Raw genomic sequence first — 23986 nt, 5'->3', positions numbered from 1 at the left:
TTTGAAACAGGAGACCGGAAATTTAAAAAACCTGTTTTTGCAGGACTGGTATACCCGGTTCCGCAATCAGAGGGATCAATAGTTTCAAATCGTTCAGGGTATATTGTTTAGGTAATTCATAACCATTCAGGAAGACCGTTGGTGTATGTGTGATATTGTTTTGCATATACCAGTCGGCGTGTTTGTTAAGTAAAGCCTGATGCCGGTATGTTTCTTTACTGAGCAGGTTCCCATACTTGCTTTTCCATATTTCCGGGTCCATCGTAGCAAACCAGTCATGCAGGATCGTTTCCTGGCTGTTTTTCCCGTTGGGAGAAAGACAGGCGTCCAATAGAAGATCGATTGCCAGGTTCCGCCTGTCGGAGGGATCCCGGGAGATCACGGCCCAACGGATGATGACGCAGACAAGGTCCGGGTAAGCTTTTAGCAGCATCTGCAATTGAGTGTATTCCCGCGCACAAGGGATGCAATAGGGGTTGTTGACTACAAGAAGTTGAATAGGAGCGTTCCTGTCGCCCAATAAGATATCATCCTGCCATACCTGATTTTCCACCTGCCGCTGCTGATTCAAAAAAGTCGAAAAGATGCCGGCGTTTCGTTTCCAGGATAAAATATCAATTTCTTTACTATCGTAAAGCGCTGCTCTCCGGTAGAATTTTTTTATAAAAAACAAGGCGGCAAAAAAAAGAAAGAACAGGGTCAGGAAAAGAAGGGCGGCAGATAGTATACCGTTCGGCTCAAAACCATTTATCCATAGGGACCTGGCGCTTAATAAGAGGATCGCCTGTGCCCAGATGATGCCTGCCACGATCAGGCACATGCGACACCAGCCTTTAACCACCAGGCCCTGATACCAGAAAGAAACAAAGGAGAAAATAACGGAAAGCCCTGCGGGAATAACCAGTAAAAGAAGGTTGAGGCTGGAAGATAAGGTAAGCTGTCCCAATAACAGGAACAGGAATTGGGTGCTGAAATAAAGCAGGCCCAGGTCGGCCAGGCTCAGGAATCCCGGTATTTCCGCTCCTTTTGAATAAAGAACTTTGTCGCATCCTGACTGACCCTCCCCCTGACAAAGTTTTTTGCTGATCGCGTTTTCTTTGCCCAGACTACGGAGGACCAGCAGGCTGCAGATAAAACATCCTCCCGCACTAAGCAATGATACCATAAAAGTAACCGGTTCCCATTTCAGCACTATTGTGATTATATACATATGGGCTATTCCTGCGAGGGCTGCCAGGGATACCCATTTATTTATTTTTTCTTCTTTTAAAAAGTTCTCCTGTTCTTCATGAATGATCCTGCTGTTCTTATCAACCATCAATACAATACCATCCCATCTTTTAAGGAAACCTTCCTTGTTCCTGTTGACTTCTTTCAGGGAACGAATGATCTCAAATGCATCTGTTCCTTCGCTGGAGGTATGCACCAATACCGGGAATGGAAAGTCTTCCAGTTTTGTTTTATCGGCATCGATGACCAGATGTTCTATACCGAGATCATCTAATAGGTCAGTCAGGGAGGTCAGATAGGGATAGTCAGGATGAGATCTTAACTGCCGGGTAAGGAAGCGTGAACTAATAGTCAGACCACAGCTTTTTAAAAATTGTCTGGCGATGGCATCGAATTCCATATGGCGACTGGTTGGATTTTTTAGCCCTTAATTAATGAACGTATTTAAGAGTTTACATGTATTTAGCAGAAATCTTAGATACCGGTAAGGGTTTATGTTTACCGTTTTTTAACTTTTTGCATAATTGCTCCCCGGGAAAAACAATTATTCATTTTTTGGTTCCTACAAAAAAACTGCCCTAACCTTGCAGTTAAGGCAGCTTTTTTTTGGCTGGTTAGATTGCTTATGCGCAATACAGGAATGAACCATGGCCCGCTGCAGGACAATAGGCTGGCTGGCATCCGATCTGGCTGCTACAGCCATAAGGTCCGCAGGTGGGGAAAGGTCCGGAACCCCCGCCACTACAATAGGTTTGAGCGCCGCTTGGGGTAGTGCCGCCGCCGCCGGTTCCGCCGCCCCCGGTACAAGAGGGTTCATTGTACCCTCCGCATCCACCGACAATTTTCTTTTGCTCATTTTTGGAAAGTTCTACTCCAAGATTGAGTCTTCCGAAACTTTTGAATTTGTCAAGCATCGAAAAAAATTTAGACGTTAATAAATATGATACCCTGTTAAGGTAAAAAAATACCAGTATAAACAAAACCGGCTATGGACTGACCCCGAGTATTCCCGCGTAGGTCATCCGTTTGACAGAGTCGGTAATCAATTTAAAAAAAGCGGACAGGTTTTTGTCTACTTCCTCCTGCCCGAAGAAGGGTTTAATCTTATCCGCGATCTCATTTATTTGCTGCGGTTCCTTGCAGATCTCAGCGATGAGCATATCTATTTCATCCAGGTTATATTCATCGACTGACGCCTGTAAAACAGAGGGGATCAGGGCTATTTGCCTGAACAAGGCGGGTTCGCCGAATATTCTGGAAACTAAGGCTGGGATCTGTTCCACATATTCGTATCGCCAGCCCCAGTTCACATCCATCACCTCAACCATTTCGTTTAGTTTTACCCTGATGGTAAGCGCTTGCTCAGGAGTCCTTCCAAAAACTTCCTGGATGATGTTGAAACTGGTTACGTCCTGGTTATAAAGGTGGGTGAGTGTATCCGGGTCTGCAATCCATTTGACAAAGCTTTTTATTCTGGCAGACTCGAGTGCAAAAATTTCCAGGAGACAGTCTTTTTCGGATTTCTGAAGGCCGGGAATGTCGAATGAATCGATAAAAGCATACAGTTCCTCCTGCTGAAGATCTTTAATAGCCGGGTTTTCCTGGACCGGGGGGCCGGTATGTTTGCGTTGAAGCAGATCGATAGCCGCAATTGTTCTTTCAAAGCCGATGACCCCGTTACCCGGCGTCATACCCTTTACGAGGCCTCTGTCATCGGCATAATACCGAATATTCAGAGGGACTTCCGCCTTTTTTAACGTCCGTATGATCTTATAATAAAAGTCCGGGTAATCTTTTCTTAGTTTTTTGGCAAGCTGGTTGCAAATGTTGTGCATTTTTTTAAATCCCCCGACCGGATGGATCATTTTCAGAAAAGGATGATCTTCAAAACGTACATAGTCGCGGAACAACGGATTGTCCACAATATCCTCCATAAAATAATGGATGGGGATTTTCTGCTGTGCAGCCAGTTGATATAAAAGGTATTGTTCAAAAAGGAAATTCAGGTTGCCGGTATTGACCTTTTGCAGACAGTTCATATTCCGGTCAATAAAGTCGAAGGCGTTCCTGCAATATTTCGCTATGAAGCCCAGGTCATTGCCGCCGATGATCCCTGCATTACTGGAACGGATATCCTTGTTCTCATAATGGATTTGGGAAAAATACTCTGGGATGTAGCTGAAATTGGCATTGACCTCATCGAGAATTGTCTTGTAAAAAAAAAGATTCAATTCCTGGTTTTGAGATATGACCGGTGCATGCAGCAAATCCCGGTTAAATGGCTGCCAAAGGAATACATCTCCGTCGATATGTATGAACGGCTCTTTTTGAATGCTGTAGGAATGGACTTTTGCCAGCGCCCATAATTCTTTTGGATAATGATCGAGCGTACCTTCCAGACTGGTGCTGACTTTGGAATATGGCAGTCCCAGGGTATCGATCAGGACCTTTTTTCCTTTTTTGTCCGTTATTAATTCAACTTCCCCATATAGTTCTTTTAACCGCAGACAACTCAGCGCCCAGCTCATCCAATGGAATTCGGGGGACAGCCATCCGGCTTTTATCGACAGGCCGTTATCATGCATTAGTCCGTTGTCCCGGCCGGCAACAGGAAAACCATTATTGTCCCGTAGATCTTTTTTTCCCGGCGGTTCTTTTTTTTCCGACGGATCTGTATTGCCCGGTGGTCCCGACCAAAAAGTTTGTATGATTTTCATGCAGTATTGAAATGTAGAATTTTGCTTTCACCGGAAAATGTAATTGGCTTTTATTTAGCGGCCTCTAAGGGTTAACGCTATCCGGAATACAGGTTTTTCTCTATATTGCCATAGGTTTATCTCTTCACTTTGCCGCTCTTTTTAGTTTTAATCCGGAGTAATACCTAAGGCATTTGAGGTAGCTGGCCTGGAACAGGAATTGCATAAATAACCCCATCATGAAAAAAGCCCTGCCTATTGCTAACGGGATCGCTCTGATCATCACGATAATCATCAATTATCTTTCTAACAAGGGTGGGTTCAACGGCACCACCATTGCCGCTGTCTCAGCAAAATACCCGGCACTGTTTACACCCGCAGGTTACGCCTTTTCCATATGGGGTCTGATCTATCTTGGGCTGATTTGTTTTGTCGTTTTCCAGCTTCGCGGTCTTTGGAGTAAGCCCGGAACAATCACAAAAGCGGAGACGGATGTGCTCACCAGGCAGACAGGTTGGTGGTTTGTACTTTCCTGTCTGGCCAACAGCGCCTGGGTACTGGCCTGGGTGTTTGAATTTACAGGGCTTTCCGTGTTGATCATGGTTGTTCTCCTTTTTTCCTTATTAAAAATTATTCTGCGGACGGATATGGAATTAACCGATCCTCCTTTACGAACCATTGCTTTTGTCTGGTGGCCTTTTTCCCTGTATGCAGGTTGGATATCGGTCGCCCTGATTGCGAATGTCTCCGCCTGGCTGGTAAAAATAAACTGGAATGGTTTCGGGATTGGAGAGGTTAGCTGGGCCATTATCATGATCCTGGTCGCAGGCGGCATTAACCTTTTTATGACGTGGATGAGGAATATGCGGGAATATGCATTTGTGGGAGTCTGGGCTCTCGTCGCCGTTGGAGTGGCTAACCGGGACAGGGAATCGCCTGTTGCACCTACTGCCTTTTTCGTAGCGGGAATTTTATTCCTAAGCAGCTGTATCCACGGTTACCGGAACCGTAAATTCTCCCCCTGGAGAAAACGCCCCGCTCTATAAAATTCAAATTTTACCTCTTTTTTGAGCATTTATCCCATCTCCTGGCATCTGACCAATTTATGTTGTTATCTGGGGGCTATTTGATTATAATTCAGCTTTTCACATCGTAATCCACAGGTTATCCACCGTAATTCACAGTTAATCCACATCTTATAAGTGGTTTCCCTCATCTATTTGGCTCCGAATTACTTACTACGCCCATCTATCATGGGTAATGCACTGTTGTGGAAAAATTAAATTTTTCAAATCCCCCGCTGAAAGTGGGAAAATGTGTTATTTTGTGTTAGTTTTAGTTTAACTTGATTCAACACCTCATAAATGATTGGTTTTCTGGGCGAATACGAAGCTACGCTGGACTCAAAAGGTCGCTTCCTGCTCCCGGCTGGCTTCAAAAAGCAATTGCCGGAAGATGGAAACGCGCAGTTCGTAGTGAATAGAGGGTTTGAAAAATGCCTTACCCTGTACCCCATAAAAACCTGGGAACCCATTTTTGCCAAGATTAGCCAACTAAATGATTTTGATCCCAAAGTACGGGAATTCCGAAGATATTTTTTGAATGGGGCTACTATGACAGAATTGGACTCGGCCGGGCGGTTGCTGGTCCCTCAAAATCTGAAGGAGCATGCCAGCCTGGAAAAGGACATCGTGCTGGTATCGGCAGTTAATAAAATTGAAATCTGGGATAAAAATAAGTATCAACAGTTCTTTGAATCTTTTTCACCCGAATCATTCAGCGATCTGGCGAGTCAGGTGATGAACCCCGGAGGGGTCCAGCCTTGATCGGACAGGATGCCCATAAGGAGGATAGTTATCACGTTCCCGTGATGCTGCAGGAGGCGCTCGATGGATTGGAAATAAAACCGGACGGAATCTATGTCGACTGCACTTTCGGCGGCGGCGGTCATTCCAAAGGTATACTCGGACGTTTGGGGGAGGCGGGCAGATTGTTTGCTTTCGACCAGGATAGCGATGCTAAACGGAATCTGCCGAACGACACGCGCATCACCTTTTTGCCGCACAACTTTCGTCATTTGAGCCGCTTCCTTCGTTTGCACCAGGTCAAGCAGGTAGATGGTATACTAGCCGATCTGGGTGTCAGCAGTCATCAGTTCGACGAACCGGGAAGAGGGTTTTCCATCCGGTACGAAGGCGATCTGGACATGAGAATGGATCAGCGGCAGACGCTTACCGCTTCAGAGATCGTCCATACCTGGTCAGAAACCCGCCTGCACAAACTATTCGAACAATATGGAGAGGTGACGAATGCCAAAACACTGGCCAGGAGGATCGTTGAATTGCGAAACGCAGCGCCGCTAAAGACCATCGTTCATTTTAAAACGGCTCTGAACAGCGTGGTGAAAGGGAATCCCAACAAGTACTTTGCCCAGGTTTTCCAGGCTTTACGCATCGCAGTGAATGATGAATTGGGAGCATTACAAGAAATGTTGCAACAATTGCCTGGCCTGCTTCTTCCCGGCGGTCGCGCCGTTATGATCACTTTTCATTCCCTGGAAGACAGGATCGTTAAGAACTTTTTTAAAAGAGGTTCTTTCGGGGAAGAAGAAGAATCTACTGACCCCTTCGGACATTCTGCCACCACCCTTCTGCTCAAAGTGATTACCAAAAAACCGGTTATTCCGGGTGATCAGGAACAAAAACAAAACCCCAGGGCCCGTAGCGCAAAACTGCGCATAGCGGAAAAACTGGATTCCGGACCGGCGGGAACCGGAAAAAAAGAACGGAGAGCTGAATGAAGAGAGGGATGAAAAGAAAAGGAGCAAAGTGAGTTGTGAAAAGGCTGGCGGGGACGGCCCTTGAAAATTGAACGACATGAACACCATTAAACAAAACAAAAATAAAGAAACGGATCCGGTTGCCTTGGACGACGCGGATATAGAAGCTCCGGGTGCAACGCCGAAGCGCAAAAGAAAAAAGGCGCCGCTCACGGGTAGTGAAGATGCCGGAGGGGACATCGTAGATATAGAGGAAGATGAAACAGAAGGTTCGGAAAAGGGAGGAACGGAACTGGAGAAAAGCAGGGGAAAGGGCAGAAAAGGAAAGGATGGAGAACCGAAGGTTCGTTGGAGACCAACCCTGAGTTACCGCTGGATCATGAGGAATATCTCATTTTTCCTGTTTCTCGCGGCACTGGCAGTGGTTTATATCTATAATGGCCATTATGCGGATAAGATCGTCAGGGACATCAACAGAACGAATAAAGAATTGAAGGAACTGCAATACGAATATAAAACATTGAAGAGCGAGGTGATGTTCCGGAGCAAACAAAGCGAGCTGGCTAAAGCGGTTGAGCCTTTTGGACTGAAAGAACTGGTACAACCACCCATCATGCTGATCGACAGTGTGAAGAAATAAACCGGGCGGAAAAAGGCAGATAACTATCGATAAGAATACAATAAAAATAGTTAAGCATTAAATAAAGACAAACAAGAACTTGGAGATCAAACGCGACATATTATGGAGAGTATATCTTTGCTTCATCGGCATGGTGGTGATCAGCCTCTGTGTTCTCGGTAAGGCATTTTATATTCAGCGCGTCCAGGGGGCCTATTGGAGAGGATTGAGCGACAGTCTTCATCAGAAATTCATTGAACTGGACGCAGACCGGGGAACGATCTACAGCGAGGATAGCAGTATGCTGAGCACCTCCGTTCCTTATTTCAATATATATATAGATTTTGCCGCCGATGGCCTCCGCGAAAAGAACGGCAAACGGTTTAAAGAAAATGTCGATTCCCTCGCCCATTGCCTGGCCGGTCTTTTCGGAGATCAATCCGCTGCTGCCTATAAAAAAGATCTGCTGCAAGGTTACCGGAATACGGATCGTTATTATGCATTACAGGCTAATTTGTCTTTCGACCAATATAAGAAACTTCGCAATTTTCCACTTGTCCGCCAGGGGCGTAATAAGAGCGGTTTTATTGCGGAGGTAAACAGTAAAAGATTAAATCCGTTCGGCTTGCTGGCCAATCGTACCATTGGCCTGGCAAGAGCGAATGCCCAGAACGTAGGACTGGAACGTACCTACGATACTTTATTAAAAGGGGAAAGCGGCAAACGCCTGGTCCGTTATATTGCAGGAGGCACTTATATCCCTGTCGAAGGTTACGAGATCGAATCGGAGAACGGTAAGGATATTCTCACCACCCTGGACGTAAATATCCAGGATATCGCCGAGAATGCCCTGCTGAAGGCACTCACTGAAAATGATGCCGAACACGGAACCTGTATCGTGATGGAAGTCTCTACCGGTAAGATCAAAGCTATCGCTAATCTCGGAAAGCAGCCTGACGGAACGTATTGGGAAGACCTCAACTATGCGATCCGTGCTACCGAACCGGGATCCACCTTTAAGCTGGCTACGATGCTCACCTTGCTTGAAGATAAGCAGGTAAAGCTGACCGATATCGTTAATATAGAAGACGGGTGGAAAGTTGCCGGTCGTACGATCTATAATTCCGAGAAACATGAGAACAACAATGTAACCGTTAAAGAGGCTTTCGAAGTGAGCTCTAATGTTGGCATGGCCAAACTGGTTTACAATCATTATAACGATAACCCTACCCGGTTCATCGATCATCTGAAAAAACTGCAGCTGAATCGACAAACAGGCATTGACCTGGTCGGCGAGGCCATGCCGGTCGTCAAGACACCAAAATCCAAAACCTGGAGTAATACCACCCTGCCCTGGATGGCTTTCGGATATGAAGTGCTGGTGAGCCCGCTTCAAACCCTTACCCTCTATAACGCGGTGGCCAATAACGGACGAATGATGCGGCCTTACCTGGTGAACGCTATCCAGGTTTCGGGAATCACCGTGAAGGAAAATCAGCCGGAGGCGATTATCGAAAAAATATGCAGCGAGGAAACACTTCGTCAATTGAAGGAATGCCTGGAAGGGGTATGCACGGAAGGGACAGCAAAGGATCTTTTTAAAACGGCCTTCTATAAGTCTGCCGGTAAAACAGGAACAGCCCTGATAGCGAGTGGGACCCGTGGTTATGCAGAACATATCTACCAGTCTTCTTTTGCCGGGTATTTCCCTGCGAAGAACCCCCAATATTCCTGCATCGTAGTGATCAAGAACAAACCTTTTGCAAAAATATATTATGGCGGCAAAGTCGCAGGGCCGGTCTTCCGGGAACTGGCAGACAAACTGATGAGTGCGCAGGGCAGCCAACAGGAAGCTCCTGCACTGAAAAAGGATAGCGCTCAATTTTATTATGCAGGCTGTACCCGGGATATGAAAGAGGTGATCCGGTCCCTGGGGCTGGATTATAAGGATTCCGCAGGAAAGCAGGAATACAGCCGGTTATACGGCGCTGCCGGAGAACAGCCGGTGCTTAATCAGGAAAGGGTATCCCGGCAAACGATACCGGATGTAAAGGGAATGGGATTAAAAGATGCGCTGTATCTCCTGGAAAGTATGGAATTGCGGGTAGCGGCAAATGGCAAAGGAAAAGTAAAGACACAAAGTATAGAACCGGGATCGGCCCTTCAAAAAAATGAAACAATAATTCTTCAACTAAATTAAAACCCCTACCCTAAAGGGAGAAAGGAAGTATGGCACATCTGCAGGAGATATTGTATAAGGTTAGTATCCGGTCCGTTCATGGGGAGCTGGACAGAAAGGTGCCTGACTTGCAGACCGATTCCAGGAATATCGGATCCGGGTCTCTTTTTATTGCCGTCAGGGGAACCCATGTCGATGGTCATCTTTTTATCGATCAGGTAATAGAATCCGGAGCCGGTACCATTGTTTGTGAAGTGTTACCCGAAAAACTGGTAGCAGGGGTTACCTATATACAGGTTGAAGACAGTGCAGCCGCAACCGGAATGATCGCTCATAATTTTTACGGACAGCCTTCGGAAAAGTTAAAGCTCATTGGTGTCACCGGTACAAATGGAAAAACGACCATCGCCACCTTATTATATAAATTATTCACGGCTTTGGGGGCCAAGTGCGGATTGCTAAGTACCGTTCAGAATCATATCGGCGAACGGATCGTTCCTGCTACGCATACTACCCCTGATGCCATTCATCTCAACGCCTTGCTAAAGGAGATGGTGGACGAGGATTGTACGTATGTGTTCATGGAAACCAGCTCACACGCCATCCATCAGCACCGCATCTCCGGGTTGCGGTATGCCGGGGGGCTATTCAGCAATATTACGCATGACCACCTGGACTATCATAAGACTTTCGACGAATATATCCGGGTGAAAAAATCCTTTTTCGATTCCCTGCCTTCGGATGCCTTTGCTATATCGAATGCAGATGATAAAAGGGGACCGGTGATGCTGCAGAATACCCAGGCAAAGAAGTATTTCTATAGTCTGAAAACGCTGGCGGATTTCAAAGGAAAAATCCTGGAAAACAATCTGACAGGTCTGGTGATGACCGTCAACGACCAGGAAGTGCATTTCCGGCTCATCGGGGAATTCAACGCCTACAATTTACTGGCCGTGTATGGTGCGGCGATATGCCTGGGCGAGGACAAACAGGAAGTGCTGCGTTGTCTGAGTGTACTGACCGGTGCGGAAGGCAGATTCGATTATGTGCTGTCCCCCAAAGAAAGAGTGGTGGGTATAATTGACTATGCCCATACTCCCGATGCCCTGGTCAACGTCCTGGAGACCATTCACAAATTGCGGAAAGGGCATGAGCATATCATAACAGTAGTAGGTTGTGGCGGAGACAGGGATAAGACCAAAAGACCGGTAATGGCCCTGGCCGCCTGTGATTATAGTGATAAAGTGATCTTCACCTCCGATAATCCCAGGAACGAAGACCCTGCGCAGATCATAAAAGACATGGAAGAAGGTTTGAACACGGCGGCCAAAAGGAAGTATACGTCGATTGCCGACCGAAAAGAGGCGATACGAACGGCGATCAACCTGGCCGGACCGGAAGATATCCTGCTGATCGCAGGGAAAGGACATGAAAAATACCAGGAGATAAAAGGAGTGAAATATCCCTTTGACGATAGACAGGTGTTGCTGGAATTGTTTGAGTTGCTGGAGAAGTAATATTGCAGGGAATGCGCTTAATAAAATGTAGCACATTCCCTGCAAAGGGCTAAAGTCTGTCCTTCGGACGATCCGCTTCCAGCGGATCCGCTTAGGCAGGGAATGCGCTTAGGCAGGGAATGCACTTATTGAAATATAAAAGACCGACATGCTGTATTCTTTATTCGAATGGTTTAAACAGACTGGCATAAAAGTGCCTGGGGGAGCCTTGTTCCAATTCATCACCTTCCGGGTGCTGTTGGCAGTACTGTTATCGTTGGTCATCACCCTTATTTTTGGCAAACGCCTGATCAATTACCTGCGACGCAAGCAGGTAGGCGAGAGCGTTCGTGACCTGGGTTTGCCGGGAGAACAACAGAAAAAAGGAACACCGACCATGGGTGGATTGATCATTATCATGGCCATACTGGTTCCTACGCTGTTGCTGGCCAATCTGAATAAAGCTTATATACGGCTGATGATCTTCAGTACCATCTGGCTCGGCATTATCGGATTTATCGACGATTACCTGAAACTAAGGTCCAAACGCCTGGCTCAGCAGCAGGGGGTATCCTACAAAAAAGCCGATAAGGACGGTCTGGCCGGCTGGTTTAAGATCCTTGGGCAGGTAGTATTAGGTGTGGTCGTTGGAGCTACCCTTTATTTTAATTCCAATACAAAGGTTTGGCGGGAGTATGTAGGACAGGCACGGATTTCCGATACGACAGGGATCAAAGTGGTCGTACTGGACGGGAAGGAGAAAAAGTTCGTTGAGGCAAAGGAGCCTATCACTACCATTCCCTTCGTCAAAAATCATGAATTCAATTATTCCAAGTTATTGCCTGCCGCAGTGCGGGGTGCTACATGGGTACTATATATTTTGATCGTGATCGTTATTGTCACGGCCGTTTCGAACGGTGCCAATATTACCGATGGGTTGGATGGATTGGCCACCGGCACCAGCGCCTTTATTGGCGTCTGCCTGGGCATTTTCGCCTATGCCAGCGGCAACATTCGTTTTGCCGAATACCTGAATATCATGTATATCCCTAACCTGGGCGAGTTGTCCATTTTTATCGGGGCCATGGTCGGGGCCTGTGCAGGATTTCTCTGGTACAATGCTTATCCCGCGCAGGTGTTTATGGGCGATACCGGCAGCCTGACCCTGGGAGGTATTATTGCCGCCCTCGCCATTATCGTGCGGAAGGAATTGCTGATCCCTATTTTCTGCGGCGTATTCCTGGTAGAAGAACTGAGTGTAATCATTCAGGTCTCCTATTTCAAGTATACGAAAAAGAAATATGGAGAAGGTCGCCGGGTTTTTCTCATAAGCCCCCTGCATCATCATTATCAGAAGCTGGGTTATCATGAGAGCAAGATCGTAACAAGATTCTGGATCGTGACCATCCTCTGTGTAGGATCGGCTATCGCGACCCTGAAGATCAGGTAAACATATTTATGGAAAACCAAGTACCGGAACACGGCAATCAAATGACCCCCTGACGTAAAGAAATTGTGGTGCAGTGAAGTTCATACTTTTGAAAAACCCCACTTAATCCGCCCTTAAACCGGCATTGGAATGTTGTCCCCGCGAGGGAACCGGAAGGTTCGCCGGAGGAACCTGTTGCCTGAATGAATTGAAAATAAGGATGGGATGAACAAACGATTGGTCATATTGGGAGGTGGAGAAAGCGGTGTTGGGGCGGCTTTGCTGGCTGTTCAACGGGGATATGACGTTTTTGTTTCTGACGGCGGATCGCTAAAAGACAATTACCGGGAGGATTTGAAAAAGGCGGGTATCGCTTTTGAAGAAGGCGGGCATACGGAAGAAAAGATCCTGAACGCTGACGAGGTGATGAAAAGCCCGGGCATTCCGGACAAAAATGAAATGGTGAAAATGATCCGTTCAAAAGGGATCCCGGTCATCAGCGAGATAGAGCTGGCTTTCCGGTATAAGGGAGACAGTAAGATCATTGGCATCACGGGCAGTAACGGAAAGACGACGACCACCGCAATGACCTACCATATTTTTAAACACGGCGGTCTGGATTGCGCCCTGGTCGGGAATATCGGGTATTCCTTCGCCCGCCAGGTGGCAGAGGATCCGAAGAAGTGGTATGTGGTTGAGATCAGCAGTTTTCAGTTGGATGATATCGTGGAGTTCAGGCCGGATGTAGCCATTCTGACCAATATCACGGAAGATCATCTCGACCGTTACGATTACAAGTTTGAGAATTATATCCGCAGCAAGTTCCGGATCGTGATGAATCAGACAAAAGAAGATTTTTTTATTTATTGTGAAGATGATCCGGTGACAAAAAAGTATATAGACGAGGTTCCCTTTCATTCTAACCCATTACCATTTACTATGCAACACGAACTAAACAAAGGCGGATTTATCAGGAACGGACAAATGAACATTGAGACCGGCAGCGAGAAACTGCAGATGAGCATTTATGATTTTGCCTTGAAGGGCATTCACAATCAATATAATACTATGGCAGCAGGAATTGCATCGGCCACCGTGGGCATTCGTAAGCAAAAGATCCGCGAGGCGATCCAGAGCTTTGAAGCGCTGGAGCACCGTATGGAATACGTCAGTACGGTAAGGGGGGTGGAGTTTATCAACGACTCCAAGGCGACCAATGTCAATAGTACCTGGTATGCCCTTGAAAGCATGGATAAGCCAACCATTCTGATATTGGGCGGGGTGGATAAAGGGAACGATTATTCGCTGATCAGGGATCTGGTAAAGGAAAAGGTGAAGGCGATCGTTTGCATGGGAGTGGATAACCGTAAGATTCACGAGGCTTTTCAGAATGATGTGGCGCTGATGGTGAATACAGGGAGCGCGGATGAAGCGGTGAAAGCTGCCTTTCATTTTGCGACCAAAGGAGACACGATCCTGTTGAGCCCAGCCTGCGCCAGTTTTGATCTGTTTAAGAATTATGAGGACAGGGGCAAACAGTTTAAGGACGCGGTGAAGGATCTGTAACCCCCCAACCCCCTAAAGCGAGAGTAAAAAAGACCTGAATGCATACATGAATGAACGGGTAACGATAGAAAGAACTCCTTTCGGGAGTTTGCGGTCCAGGACCCAGGGAGATAAGGTCATCTGGACAACAGTGGTGCTGCTGGCTGTAGTGTCATTGCTTGTCGTGTACAGCTCAACCGGATTGCTGGCCTATAAGATGTATAAGGGAAATACGGAAGTTTACCTGTTCAAACAGTTTGCTTTTATCCTGGTTGGGGTACTGGTGATCTATTTTGCACACCAGGTAAATTATACGATCTATTCCAAAGTAGCGAGGATTTTGTTCATTCTGTCCATACCCTTATTGCTGTATACCTTATTCTTTGGGGTTAAACTGAACGAAGGAAGCCGGTGGATCCGTCTGCCGATCATCAATATGACCTTCCAGACTTCGGATCTGGCCAAACTGGGGTTATTTATGTACCTCAGCCGCCTGTTGAGCAAGAAACAGGATAATATAAAGGATTTCAAAACAGGCTTTCTGCCGGTGATCACACCGGTCGCCATCGTTTGTGTGCTGATCGCTCCGGCTAATTTGTCCACCGCCCTGCTGATCGGAGCAACCAGCCTGATGTTGTTGTTCATCGGAAGGGTAAGTGCAAAACATTTATTGCTGACCCTTGCCGTGGCACTTATTCCCGTCATTATCCTGGTAATGGCGGCCATGATTCGTCACAAAGGCGGAGATACCCCGGTAGAAAAAACAAAGCCGGAAGGAAAATCCAGGTTGTTCGTTCGTGTGGATACCTGGATCAACCGGGTGGAGACATTTATGTATGGCGGAGGAAAGGAAGATAACAATGACGATAATTACCAGGTGAACCAGGCTAAGATCGCCATTGCCAAAGGAGGGATCGTGGGGCTGGGACCGGGAAACAGTCAGCAGCGGAATTTCCTTCCCCATCCCTATTCGGATTTTATTTATGCGATAATCATAGAGGAATATGGATTGATCGGAGGGGCGTTTATCGTGTTTATTTACCTGGTGTTCCTATTACGCAGCATCCGCATTTTTCGCAGATGCCCTTTTGCGTTCGGAGCATTTCTGGCCTTGGGTCTCAGTTTTACGCTGGTGATCCAGGCCCTGGCCAACATGGCCGTTAATGTGAATCTTTTTCCGGTTACCGGGGTAACGCTGCCCCTGGTAAGTATGGGAGGAAGTTCGTTTTTATTCACCTGTCTGGCCATCGGGATTATTTTAAGTGTGGCCAGGAATGAGCACCCCCCAGCCCCCTAAAGGGGGAGTATGAAAATGAAGACCCTTAAATTAAACCATTGAATGAATGAAAATAACATAAAGAGTAGCGAGTTACCAAACTCCCCCTTTAGGGGGGTGGGGGGTAGTGGCCGAAGGAAGATCATAATCGCAGGCGGAGGTACCGGCGGCCATATATTTCCGGCCATCGCCATTGCGAATGCCCTGAGGCAACAGTTGCCAGATGTAGTACTGCTGTTTGTAGGTGCAAAAGGGAAAATGGAGATGGAAAAGGTGCCGCAGGCCGGCTATAAGATAGAGGGGATAGATATTGCAGGGTTCAATAGAAGTTCTTTGATAAAGAATATTTGGTTACCGTTCAAGCTCATTAAGAGTTTTTTTCAGGTGCAGAAGATCATCCGGTCTTTTATGCCGGATGCAGTGGTCGGTGTGGGAGGATATTCGAGTTTTCCCGTTTTGCGGTATGCGCAGGCAAAGGGGATTCCGACATTTATTCATGAAAGCAATTCCTTCGCCGGAAAGAGTAATATCCTGCTGGGCAAAAAGGCGACCCGGATTTTTACGGCCGGTACAGGTATGGACAAGTTCTTCCCGAAGGGAAAATTATTACTTACCGGTAACCCGGTTCGGCAATCAATAGTGCAATCGGCCATCAGCCGCAAACAGGCGTTGGAGTTCTTTGGTTTAAAAGAAGGAAAAACTACGGTACTGGCGACGGGGGGAAGTCTCGGAGCCCGGAGTATCAATGAGGCGATAGCGGCCCGCCTGGATGATTTTGAAAAGAACGATCTGCAACTGATCTGGCAGACCGGGCGGACCACAGCGGCTGAGTATGTAAAAAAAGGTGAAGGAAAAACAAATGTCTGGGTAAACGAATTTATCGGACAGATGGAAATGGCCTATGCTGCTGCCGATCTGGTCATTTCCCGTTCGGGAGCCATGACCATAGCCGAGGAGTGTGTAGCCAAAATGGCGGTGATCTTCGTACCCTTTCCTTTCTCGGCCGAAGATCATCAGACGGTCAATGCGCAGGCGCTGGTTGGTAGAAACGCAGGCTTGTTCGTAAAGGACGCCGAAACGAAGGAAAAGTTGATCGATACGGTGATCGCTCTTTCAAAGGATAAGGACCGGCAAACGGAATTGAAAAAAAATATAGGGGAATTGGCGGTCACCAATGCAGATGCGATCGTGGCCAGGGAGATCCTGAAAACGATTGGTTGAACAAATATTTGTAAGGGTTATAAAAAATGATGGATTTAAAAGATATAAAGAAAGTTTATTTCATCGGGATCGGGGGCATCGGGATGAGTGCGCTGGCTAGGTATTTTAAAGGCCAGGGAAAAGAAGTAAGCGGTTATGATAAAACAGCCACTGCCCTTACCCGGCAACTGGCCGCAGAAGGGATCGGGGTCCATTATGAAGACAAGGTGACGCAGGCTCCGAAGGATGTGGATCTGGTGGTATATACGCCCGCCGTTCCTAAGGATCATAAAGAATTGCAGTTTTATCAGCAGCACCAGTACCCGCTGTTGAAACGTAGTGAAGTGTTGGGTGTGATCACCAGGAGTTCTTTTAATATCTGTGTGGCAGGGACACACGGGAAGACGACCATAACAACCATGATCGCGCATATCCTGCGGCATAGCGGATATGGGTGCAACGCATTTCTGGGCGGGATCGCCGTGAATTATAACAGTAATTTCTGGAGCGACCCCCGCAATGTATGTGTGGTGGAGGCAGATGAATATGACCGGAGTTTTTTGCGTCTGTTTCCCGATATCGCGGTTATTTCTGCCATGGATGCCGATCACCTGGATATCTATGGAACGGCTGACGAGGTGGAAAAGGCATTCATCGAATTTTCCGGTAAAGTGAAACCCGGAGGTTTGTTGTTGAGCAAAAAGGGGCTGGCCCGGAATGCAGAATTGAAAGGAGACCGGCACCTGACCTATGGATTGGAAGGAAGACCGGCCGGCAGCCGGAATGCGACGGAAAACAAGGATGCCAATGAAGGAAATGATGGCAATGATGGTAGTCCTGATATCTGTGCGACCGGGATTACGATGAAGGAAGGCAGTTATATGTTCGGGGTGAAGACAGAGGATTGGTCCCTGGATAAGATCGTGTTGAATATGGGGGGAATGCATAATGTGGAGAATGTTACGGTTGCCATCGGAGTGGCACACCAACTGGGTATAACCGATGAGAAGATAAAACAGGCGGTGGAGGCTTTCCGGGGAGTAAAAAGAAGATTTGAGTATATAGTCAAAACAACCGGACGGTTATATATCGATGATTATGCGCATCATCCGGAAGAGTTGAGGGCGCTTATCAGTGGGGCAAGAGGGTTATTTCCGGGTTTGAAATGTACGGTGATCTTTCAACCTCATTTGTTTACCAGGACCCGGGATTTTACGGCGGGGTTTGCGGAGAGCCTGGATCTGGCCGATGAAGTTTTTCTGCTGCCCATTTACCCGGCCCGGGAAAAACCTATTGAAGGGGTGACCAGCGAAATAATCGTTGCCCTGATGGATAAAGGAAAAGCGACGGTTTGTGATAAAGAAGAGCTATTGAAGATTTTGACGGATAAGGTATTACATGGAGATGATCTGGAATTAGTGATTACAGCGGGAGCAGGGGATATCGATACCCTGGTGGAACCTATCGGTAAGGTATTAAAGGAAGGTTGATTATAAATTAGTAAATGGCAAAGGTCAGTATAAGCCGGATTGTTTTTTTGACGATGTGGTGCATCGTTGGGATCGGTGTGCTGGTATTGCTGGCTGCGGCGATCAATTACCGGAACAACAAAGTCTGCAAAGGCTATAAGATCGAGATCAGCGGACCAAAGGGCGAATGGTTTATTGACAAAAAAGAGATAGAAGTGATATTGGCATCGGCGGGAGCGGGAAAATGGCAGAACAAGCCAACGCTTTCCTTCGATCTGGGGCGAATGGAAACTACCCTTGAAAAAAATGTCTGGATCCGGGATGCGCAATTGTTCTTTGATAATAACGGGGTATTACGGGTAAATGTGATCGAGCGGGAGCCGGTGGCCAGGGTCTTTACCCGAAATGGAGATAGTTTTTATATCGACAGCAGCGGGATGCAGCTGCCTTTATCCTCCAAAATTCCGGCTAAACTTCCTGTATTCACCGGTTATCCCTTTGGAAAGGGGCGGCTGCATGGTTCCGATAGTGCGATTGCCTTCCAGGTGCGTGACCTGAGCGGATTTATCCGTAATGATCCTTTTTGGATGGCCCAGATCTCACAGGCGGACATTTCGTCTAACGGCAATTTTACCCTGATACCTACGATCGGCAATCATCTGATCGAATTCGGAGATGGAACGGACTATGAAAAAAAGTTTCACCGCCTCTATGTTTTTTATAAAGAAGTATTAAGCAAGACAGGGTTCGATAAGTACAGCCGGGTCGATGTGGAATATGCGGGACAGGTGGTCGGTACCAAAAAAGGGAGTGAAGGGACACGTTTCGATTCGATTCAGGGATTGAAAAATATCCAGCAGATGATCCGGATGGCACAGCAGCTGCAGCCGGATACGGGCCGGCAGCAGCAGGTCCGGCCCCTGGAGCAAAGTACCCAGACGGAACAAACCCTGACGAACTATGACATGATCCCTGATGGTGGGCCGGCTAAACCGGATAGCCTCCGACCAAATGCAGGCGCAGCAAAACCGGGGTCGGGAAAAGGAAAACCGGGCACGGGCAAAAAGGTTCTGGTTATCAGGAAACCTGTTCCGGTTAACAAAAAACCAGCCCCGAAAGCTGTTATGCCTGGCCCAAAAGCAGTTATGCCTGCGAGGGCCTGAAAAGAATAAAAACAGTAATAAAAACTAAAAAACAACTAACAAATAAAATAAACTAAACTATGAATGACGAGCAACCCATTATTGTCGGACTCGATATAGGGACGACGAAGATCGCTGCTATCGCCGGTCGTAAGAATGAGTACGGCAAGTTGGAGATATTGGGCTTTGGACGTGCTAATTCCAATGGAGTGAAACATGGACAGGTGCTTAATATCGACGAGACCATTAAAGCCATCCGGATGGCTCTGGATAATTGTTATAGTTCCAATCCCAATCTGGAGATCACGGAAGTATATGTCGGTATAGCCGGGCACCATATCAAAAGTCTTCAAACCCGGGGGGATATCGTTCGTCAGCACACGGATGACGAAATCACCCGTAAAGAAATAGATCAGCTTATTGCCGATCAGTATAAGACATATATCCCGGCAGGTGACCAGATCATCGATGTGATCCCCCAGGAATTCACGGTAGATAATTTTCAGAATATTCCTAACCCGATCGGTTATGGAGGCGTAAAAGTGGGGGCTAATTTCCACATCATCACCGGTGATAAGAACGCGATCCGTAATATTAACCGGGCGGTGGAAAAAAGCAACCTGCTGACCAAGGACCTGGTCCTTCAACCCCTGGCTTCGGCTGCGGCGGTTATGGGACCGGAAGACCTGGAGGCAGGGGTAGCGATCGTCGATATCGGCGGCGGCACTACTGATCTGGCGGTTTTTTATGAAGGGATTTTAAAACACACCGCGGTAATCCCATTTGGAGGTGAAAATATCACCAATGATATCAAGACCGGTCTGGGTGTTTTAAAAACGCAGGCCGAGCAGATGAAAGTCCAGTTCGGATCCGCTCTGTCCAACGAAGCAAAGGCAAATGCCTATATCACGATCCCCGGTCTTCGCGGTATGCCGGCTAAGGAGATCAGCGTAAAGAACCTGGCCAATATCATCCAGGCCCGAATGAGTGAGATCATGGATTTCGTGACCTACCATCTGAAACAGGTTGGTCTGGATAATAAGACGTTGAATGGCGGGATCGTAATGACGGGAGGAGGATCGCAGCTGCGGCACCTGATCCAGTTGACTGAATATGTTACCGGGCTAAATGCCAGGATCGGTTTTCCAACGGAACACCTGGCTTCGGGACATATCGAAGAGCTGGCCAAACCCACCTATTCCACCTGTATCGGACTTATTCTGAAAGGCTATAGCGACTATGAGCATAACCGTAAGCAGTTCGACAAGGATTACAAAAAAGTGGAAGTCCCGGATAACCTGAAGAAAATGGAAGCTCAACAGGAAGAGGCGGGAATGGAACAGGAATTGCTGCAACAGGAGAAGGTCAGGAACCGCAAAGGAATCAAGGATTTCTGGGGCAAGTTCAAAGACGGCATTATCGATCTCTTTAAGGAAGAAGAAGATCATGCGCTCTGACCTCATGTAATAATTAATAATACGTAAGAAAAAAGTTCGTTAATAAAGTTCCAGTTTGTTGTAATTGCTCTCTTGCCTTCCCATTAAGGGTGGCTGGCAGGGCGTAAAATTTAATGTTATGATCCATTTTGATCTACCGAAAGAGAAATCATCCATCATCAAGGTCATTGGTGTGGGTGGTGGTGGCAGTAATGCAGTGAACCATATGTTCAGCCAGAACATAGAGGGGGTGAATTTCATTATTTGTAACACCGATGCGCAGGCTATTGCGCAGAGCCGCGTGCCTAATAAGGTACAACTGGGGCCCCATCTGACACAGGGCCTGGGGGCCGGCGCCAATCCGGACATCGGGAGGCAAGCGACGGAAGAAAGCCTGGAGGAGATCAAACAGATCCTGGAAGTAAATACCAAAATGGCCTTTATCACCGCCGGCATGGGCGGCGGTACCGGCACCGGGGGAGCGCCGATCATTTCCAAAATATGTAAGGACCTCGGTATCCTTACAGTGGGCATCATAACGACCCCCTTCTCCTATGAGGGCAAGAAACGCCAGTTACAGGCCGATGAGGGTATCAAAATGATGAAACAATATGTGGACACCCTGCTCGTAATCAGTAACGATAAGCTGCGCCACCAGTTCGGTAACCTGAAAATGAAAGAGGCATTTGCCAAGGCCGATAACGTGCTGGCAACCGCAGCCAAGTGTATTACCGATGTCATCAATAGTACCGGCCAGATCAATGTGGATTTTGCCGATGTATGCACCGTTATGCGTAACGGCGGTGTAGCCATATTGGGCAATGCCACTGCTCAGGGTGAAGGTCGTGCACAAAGAGCTATAGAAGAGGCATTGAATTCCCCGCTGCTGAATGATAACGATATCCGGGGTGCCAAGTGGATACTCATCAATATCAATTCCTGCGAAGGGGAACATGAATTCACCATGGATGAGGTGGAGACTATTCAGAATTACTTATTAAGCCAGGCCGGCGAAGGCTCGGACGTTATCATGGGTCTGGGTTATGATAATTCCCTGGGCGCCGATCTGGGAATAACCCTGATCGCCACCGGCTTTGAATATAAAGATCCTTTTGTCAAAACTACCGGTATTAAACCCACCCCTAAGAAAGAAGAAAAGATCCTGATGCCCTTAGGTCTTCCCGCAGAAGAACAAAAATTGGAAAAAAGGCCTGTGCTTGCCACATCTGAAATTGCAAAGGAATCGTTAGGCTCAAAAGAATTGCAAGGCTCGAAAGCAGTATCTAATTCAAAAGACACACTGGTAATGGAGCAGGCAACGCCCGCTCCATTACCGGATGCCTTGCAGCCCAGACTGGTGGATACGGTACCGTCCGCTACTCCCCTCACCCTGTTTGCCAATGAGGATCTTCCGGTGAAGGAAGAAAGAAGCAAGGACGACGCCTGGCATTCTGGTGGCGACCAGCGCACGGCCAGTTCGGACATTCAAAAGGAAAAAAATGACCGGGCTCCCCGGATCGAATGGGTCCTTTCTTCCGAACCCGATCCTGCTCCCGCTCCGCCTCCTCCGGAAAAAATACAACCCCGGTCTGTAGAGAATAATTTTCCGCCTGCGTCCCAGCCTTCTTCCACCAGTTCAGGAGGTTATCTTACCAGGCCTTCCAATATTTACGCCGAAGATCCCCGGGTGGAAAAACCTTCCGGCCCTTCTAATTCCTACCAACCTGAAAGGGCTGCACCGGGAAAAGAACCGGTTCGTAATGCACCCAAACAGGAGTTGCCTGCGAACGAGGAAACTCCGGATATGGAATTGGTTTTCAGGGACTCTTCTGCATCGCAGGAAGACTCCGTTAATCATCATTCGACAAATCATACGATGAACAGCCCCTCTATGGAAGATGCTGCCATGCAGGATGAGGCGGATGATCCAAAAAGAAGGGCTGCCGAGCGGATCAATAAATTACGGAATCTGTCGTTTAATATTAATTCCGCTGACCCTAACAACGAGTTCGAAACCGTACCCGCTTATATCCGCCGTAACCTGGAGCTGTATAATACGATCTCCAATGTAGAAAATTTCTATAGCAGTTATGAAGTGAAGACCGACGAAAATAATAATACGGAGATCAGCACCATCAATACCTTTCTGGATGGGAAAAGGCCCGATTAAACCGGCTTTTGAACTTCATCAGAAGCATCATAGTTTGTTTTTAGTTGTTTTATTCCCCCTGGTTCTCCGGGGGGATTTTTTGTAAGGGCCCGGGGACTCCCCCTTGAAATTTGTCGTCTCCCGGGCCCTTACAAAAAATTTCCTATGCGTGGCGCCCAAGGGGGCACCCCTTGGGAATCCCCATTTTCAAATACACGGGGTATGGGGATACGAAATCATTAATTAGGATACTACGTCTTTATAAGACACTATCCTCTGAAGGTTTTGTCATTGGAAAAGACGCACACAATGGTTTAACTTTTAGCTATAATTTAAAGTTTTAACTTTGGTCTATGGATCAACAACCTAATAAATCCACTGTACTCATTACCGGCGGTACAGGCCTGATCGGTTCAGCACTAAGTCAGATGCTGACAGAAAAGGGGTATAAGGTTATCGTGTTGTCACGCGGGGACGTGGGAGATGAAAACGGGGGGGATAAAAAAAGAAAGGCAAGCACCGGAACCGGTATAGAGTGGCGCACCTGGGACCCGGACCAGGGAACTATCGATCCGCAAGCCATTAGCCAGGCAGATTTTATCGTTCACCTGGCAGGGGCAGGTGTGGCCGACAAGCGTTGGAGCGCCAAACGTAAACAAGAGATCATGGATAGCCGTACCCGCAGTAGTGCGGTACTGGTTAAAGCCCTGAAAGAAGTACCGAATAAAGTGAAAGCGATAGTAAGTGCATCGGCAATCGGCTGGTATGGCCCCGATCCTTCCATTCCCAATCCTCAGCCTTTTTCTGAAGAAGCACCTGCGGACGACGACTTCCTGGGAGAGACTTGCCGGCTTTGGGAAAATTCAATTGCACCGGTTACTGAATCGGGTAAACGTCTCGTTATCCTGCGGACCGGGATTGTCCTGAGCCCCAAAAGGGGTGCCCTGGCGGAATTTAAAAAACCGGTAAGGCTGGGGGTGGCCGCTGTCCTGGGCAGCGGAAAACAGGTGATCAGCTGGATACATATAGGGGATCTTTGCCGGCTTTATCTGCATGCCCTCGAGCAACCGGAATGGAATGGTATATACAATGCCGTTACTCCGCATCCTGTTGACAACAAGACACTGACCCTGGATCTGGCCAAACGACTCAAGGGACATTATTTTGTACAGATCTATATCCCTTCCTTTATGCTGAAGTTGGTATTAGGTGAAATGAGCATCGAAGTACTAAAGAGTACAACCGTCGCTTCCAAAAAAGTACGCAGGGAAGGATTCCAATTCCTTTATCCATCGATTGGCGAGGCGCTGGATAATTTGTTGAAGAAAGATGGATGATCAC

Annotated in this window: 17 protein-coding genes and 1 pseudogene; 15 read left to right on the top strand and 3 right to left on the bottom strand. The window is 47.4% G+C overall.

Going from position 1 to position 23986, the window contains the following annotated elements:
• Nucleotides 1–22 precede the first annotated feature (22 nt).
• From ACX0G9_RS10875 to ACX0G9_RS10865, 3 genes are all read right to left on the bottom strand, one after another.
• A complete protein-coding gene (locus tag ACX0G9_RS10875; protein ID WP_459064923.1) occupies nucleotides 23–1630 on the bottom strand; it encodes a vitamin K epoxide reductase family protein in 1608 nt (535 codons plus the stop codon).
• Between the two features lie 223 nt (nucleotides 1631–1853).
• Nucleotides 1854–2144 (bottom strand): hypothetical protein, encoded by a 291-nt coding sequence (locus tag ACX0G9_RS10870; protein WP_459064922.1) that lies wholly within the window; start codon nucleotides 2142–2144, stop codon nucleotides 1854–1856.
• Nucleotides 2145–2216: 72 nt separating this feature from the next.
• Complete coding sequence (locus ACX0G9_RS10865; RefSeq protein ID WP_459064921.1) at nucleotides 2217–3947, bottom strand: DUF6734 family protein; 1731 nt, start codon at nucleotides 3945–3947, stop codon at nucleotides 2217–2219.
• 218 nt (nucleotides 3948–4165) lie between these two features.
• On the opposite strand from ACX0G9_RS10865, the gene ACX0G9_RS10860 reads away from it, so the two are divergent.
• The 15 genes and pseudogenes from ACX0G9_RS10860 to ACX0G9_RS10790 all read left to right on the top strand — a co-directional run bounded on the left by ACX0G9_RS10860 (nucleotide 4166) and on the right by ACX0G9_RS10790 (nucleotide 23982).
• Entirely contained in the window at nucleotides 4166–4972 is an 807-nt protein-coding gene (locus tag ACX0G9_RS10860) for a hypothetical protein (RefSeq protein ID WP_459064920.1), read from the top strand.
• Nucleotides 4973–5290: 318 nt separating this feature from the next.
• Nucleotides 5291–5752: a division/cell wall cluster transcriptional repressor MraZ gene (gene mraZ, locus ACX0G9_RS10855; protein ID WP_459064919.1), complete on the top strand. Its 462-nt coding sequence runs from the start codon at nucleotides 5291–5293 to the stop codon at nucleotides 5750–5752.
• Entirely contained in the window at nucleotides 5749–6726 is a 978-nt protein-coding gene (rsmH, locus tag ACX0G9_RS10850) for a 16S rRNA (cytosine(1402)-N(4))-methyltransferase RsmH (RefSeq protein ID WP_459064918.1), read from the top strand. Before mraZ ends, rsmH begins: the two co-directional genes overlap by 4 nt.
• Before the next feature lie 76 nt (nucleotides 6727–6802).
• Nucleotides 6803–7345, top strand: coding sequence for an FtsL-like putative cell division protein (locus ACX0G9_RS10845; RefSeq protein ID WP_459064917.1), 543 nt, complete (start codon nucleotides 6803–6805; stop codon nucleotides 7343–7345).
• A gap of 79 nt (nucleotides 7346–7424) precedes the next feature.
• Nucleotides 7425–9524 carry a penicillin-binding protein gene (locus ACX0G9_RS10840; protein WP_459064916.1) on the top strand — a complete coding sequence of 700 codons (2100 nt, stop codon included), beginning with the start codon at nucleotides 7425–7427 and terminating at the stop codon, nucleotides 9522–9524.
• A gap of 29 nt (nucleotides 9525–9553) precedes the next feature.
• A complete protein-coding gene (locus tag ACX0G9_RS10835) occupies nucleotides 9554–11020 on the top strand; it encodes a UDP-N-acetylmuramoyl-L-alanyl-D-glutamate--2,6-diaminopimelate ligase (RefSeq protein ID WP_459064915.1) in 1467 nt (488 codons plus the stop codon).
• Between the two features lie 148 nt (nucleotides 11021–11168).
• On the top strand, nucleotides 11169–12449 hold the full coding sequence (mraY, locus tag ACX0G9_RS10830; RefSeq protein WP_459064914.1) for a phospho-N-acetylmuramoyl-pentapeptide-transferase: 1281 nt from the start codon (nucleotides 11169–11171) through the stop codon (nucleotides 12447–12449).
• A 204-nt stretch (nucleotides 12450–12653) separates the two neighbouring features.
• A pseudogene (gene murD, locus ACX0G9_RS10825) lies at nucleotides 12654–13925 on the top strand (UDP-N-acetylmuramoyl-L-alanine--D-glutamate ligase); the annotation flags it as partial.
• A gap of 115 nt (nucleotides 13926–14040) precedes the next feature.
• Nucleotides 14041–15270 carry an FtsW/RodA/SpoVE family cell cycle protein gene (locus ACX0G9_RS10820; RefSeq protein ID WP_459064913.1) on the top strand — a complete coding sequence of 410 codons (1230 nt, stop codon included), beginning with the start codon at nucleotides 14041–14043 and terminating at the stop codon, nucleotides 15268–15270.
• 42 nt (nucleotides 15271–15312) lie between these two features.
• On the top strand, nucleotides 15313–16470 hold the full coding sequence (gene murG / locus ACX0G9_RS10815) for an undecaprenyldiphospho-muramoylpentapeptide beta-N-acetylglucosaminyltransferase (protein ID WP_459064912.1): 1158 nt from the start codon (nucleotides 15313–15315) through the stop codon (nucleotides 16468–16470).
• A gap of 26 nt (nucleotides 16471–16496) precedes the next feature.
• The gene (gene murC, locus ACX0G9_RS10810; protein WP_459064911.1) at nucleotides 16497–17939 is read left to right on the top strand and encodes a UDP-N-acetylmuramate--L-alanine ligase; all 1443 of its coding nucleotides are present in this window, start codon (nucleotides 16497–16499) and stop codon (nucleotides 17937–17939) included.
• Nucleotides 17940–17953: 14 nt separating this feature from the next.
• Nucleotides 17954–19081 carry a cell division protein FtsQ/DivIB gene (locus ACX0G9_RS10805; RefSeq protein WP_459064910.1) on the top strand — a complete coding sequence of 376 codons (1128 nt, stop codon included), beginning with the start codon at nucleotides 17954–17956 and terminating at the stop codon, nucleotides 19079–19081.
• 59 nt (nucleotides 19082–19140) lie between these two features.
• Entirely contained in the window at nucleotides 19141–20517 is a 1377-nt protein-coding gene (gene ftsA, locus ACX0G9_RS10800) for a cell division protein FtsA (RefSeq protein WP_459064909.1), read from the top strand.
• Between the two features lie 118 nt (nucleotides 20518–20635).
• Nucleotides 20636–22666 carry a cell division protein FtsZ gene (ftsZ, locus tag ACX0G9_RS10795; protein ID WP_459064908.1) on the top strand — a complete coding sequence of 677 codons (2031 nt, stop codon included), beginning with the start codon at nucleotides 20636–20638 and terminating at the stop codon, nucleotides 22664–22666.
• A 332-nt stretch (nucleotides 22667–22998) separates the two neighbouring features.
• On the top strand, nucleotides 22999–23982 hold the full coding sequence (locus ACX0G9_RS10790; protein ID WP_459064907.1) for a TIGR01777 family oxidoreductase: 984 nt from the start codon (nucleotides 22999–23001) through the stop codon (nucleotides 23980–23982).
• Nucleotides 23983–23986 lie beyond the last annotated feature (4 nt).

This window comes from Flavitalea flava (assembly GCF_054461575.1).
Note: the sequence above shows the minus strand (reverse complement) of the source record. Positions and strands in the feature narration are given on the sequence as shown.

Bases quoted from the DNA above. Each gene is read 5' to 3' on its own strand.
- ACX0G9_RS10860 (WP_459064920.1), top strand. From the start codon at position 4,166: ATGAAAAAAGCCCTGCCTATTGCTAACGGGATCGCTCTGATCATCACG.
- ftsZ (WP_459064908.1), top strand. From the start codon at position 20,636: ATGATCCATTTTGATCTACCGAAAGAGAAATCATCCATCATCAAGGTC.
- ACX0G9_RS10805 (WP_459064910.1), top strand. From the start codon at position 17,954: ATGGCAAAGGTCAGTATAAGCCGGATTGTTTTTTTGACGATGTGGTGC.
- ACX0G9_RS10865 (WP_459064921.1), bottom strand. From the start codon at position 3,947: ATGAAAATCATACAAACTTTTTGGTCGGGACCACCGGGCAATACAGAT.
- ACX0G9_RS10790 (WP_459064907.1), top strand. From the start codon at position 22,999: ATGGATCAACAACCTAATAAATCCACTGTACTCATTACCGGCGGTACA.
- murC (WP_459064911.1), top strand. From the start codon at position 16,497: ATGATGGATTTAAAAGATATAAAGAAAGTTTATTTCATCGGGATCGGG.
- murG (WP_459064912.1), top strand. From the start codon at position 15,313: ATGAATGAAAATAACATAAAGAGTAGCGAGTTACCAAACTCCCCCTTT.
- ACX0G9_RS10870 (WP_459064922.1), bottom strand. From the start codon at position 2,144: ATGCTTGACAAATTCAAAAGTTTCGGAAGACTCAATCTTGGAGTAGAA.
- ftsA (WP_459064909.1), top strand. From the start codon at position 19,141: ATGAATGACGAGCAACCCATTATTGTCGGACTCGATATAGGGACGACG.
- ACX0G9_RS10845 (WP_459064917.1), top strand. From the start codon at position 6,803: ATGAACACCATTAAACAAAACAAAAATAAAGAAACGGATCCGGTTGCC.
- mraY (WP_459064914.1), top strand. From the start codon at position 11,169: ATGCTGTATTCTTTATTCGAATGGTTTAAACAGACTGGCATAAAAGTG.
- ACX0G9_RS10820 (WP_459064913.1), top strand. From the start codon at position 14,041: ATGAATGAACGGGTAACGATAGAAAGAACTCCTTTCGGGAGTTTGCGG.
- mraZ (WP_459064919.1), top strand. From the start codon at position 5,291: ATGATTGGTTTTCTGGGCGAATACGAAGCTACGCTGGACTCAAAAGGT.
- ACX0G9_RS10835 (WP_459064915.1), top strand. From the start codon at position 9,554: ATGGCACATCTGCAGGAGATATTGTATAAGGTTAGTATCCGGTCCGTT.
- ACX0G9_RS10875 (WP_459064923.1), bottom strand. From the start codon at position 1,630: ATGGAATTCGATGCCATCGCCAGACAATTTTTAAAAAGCTGTGGTCTG.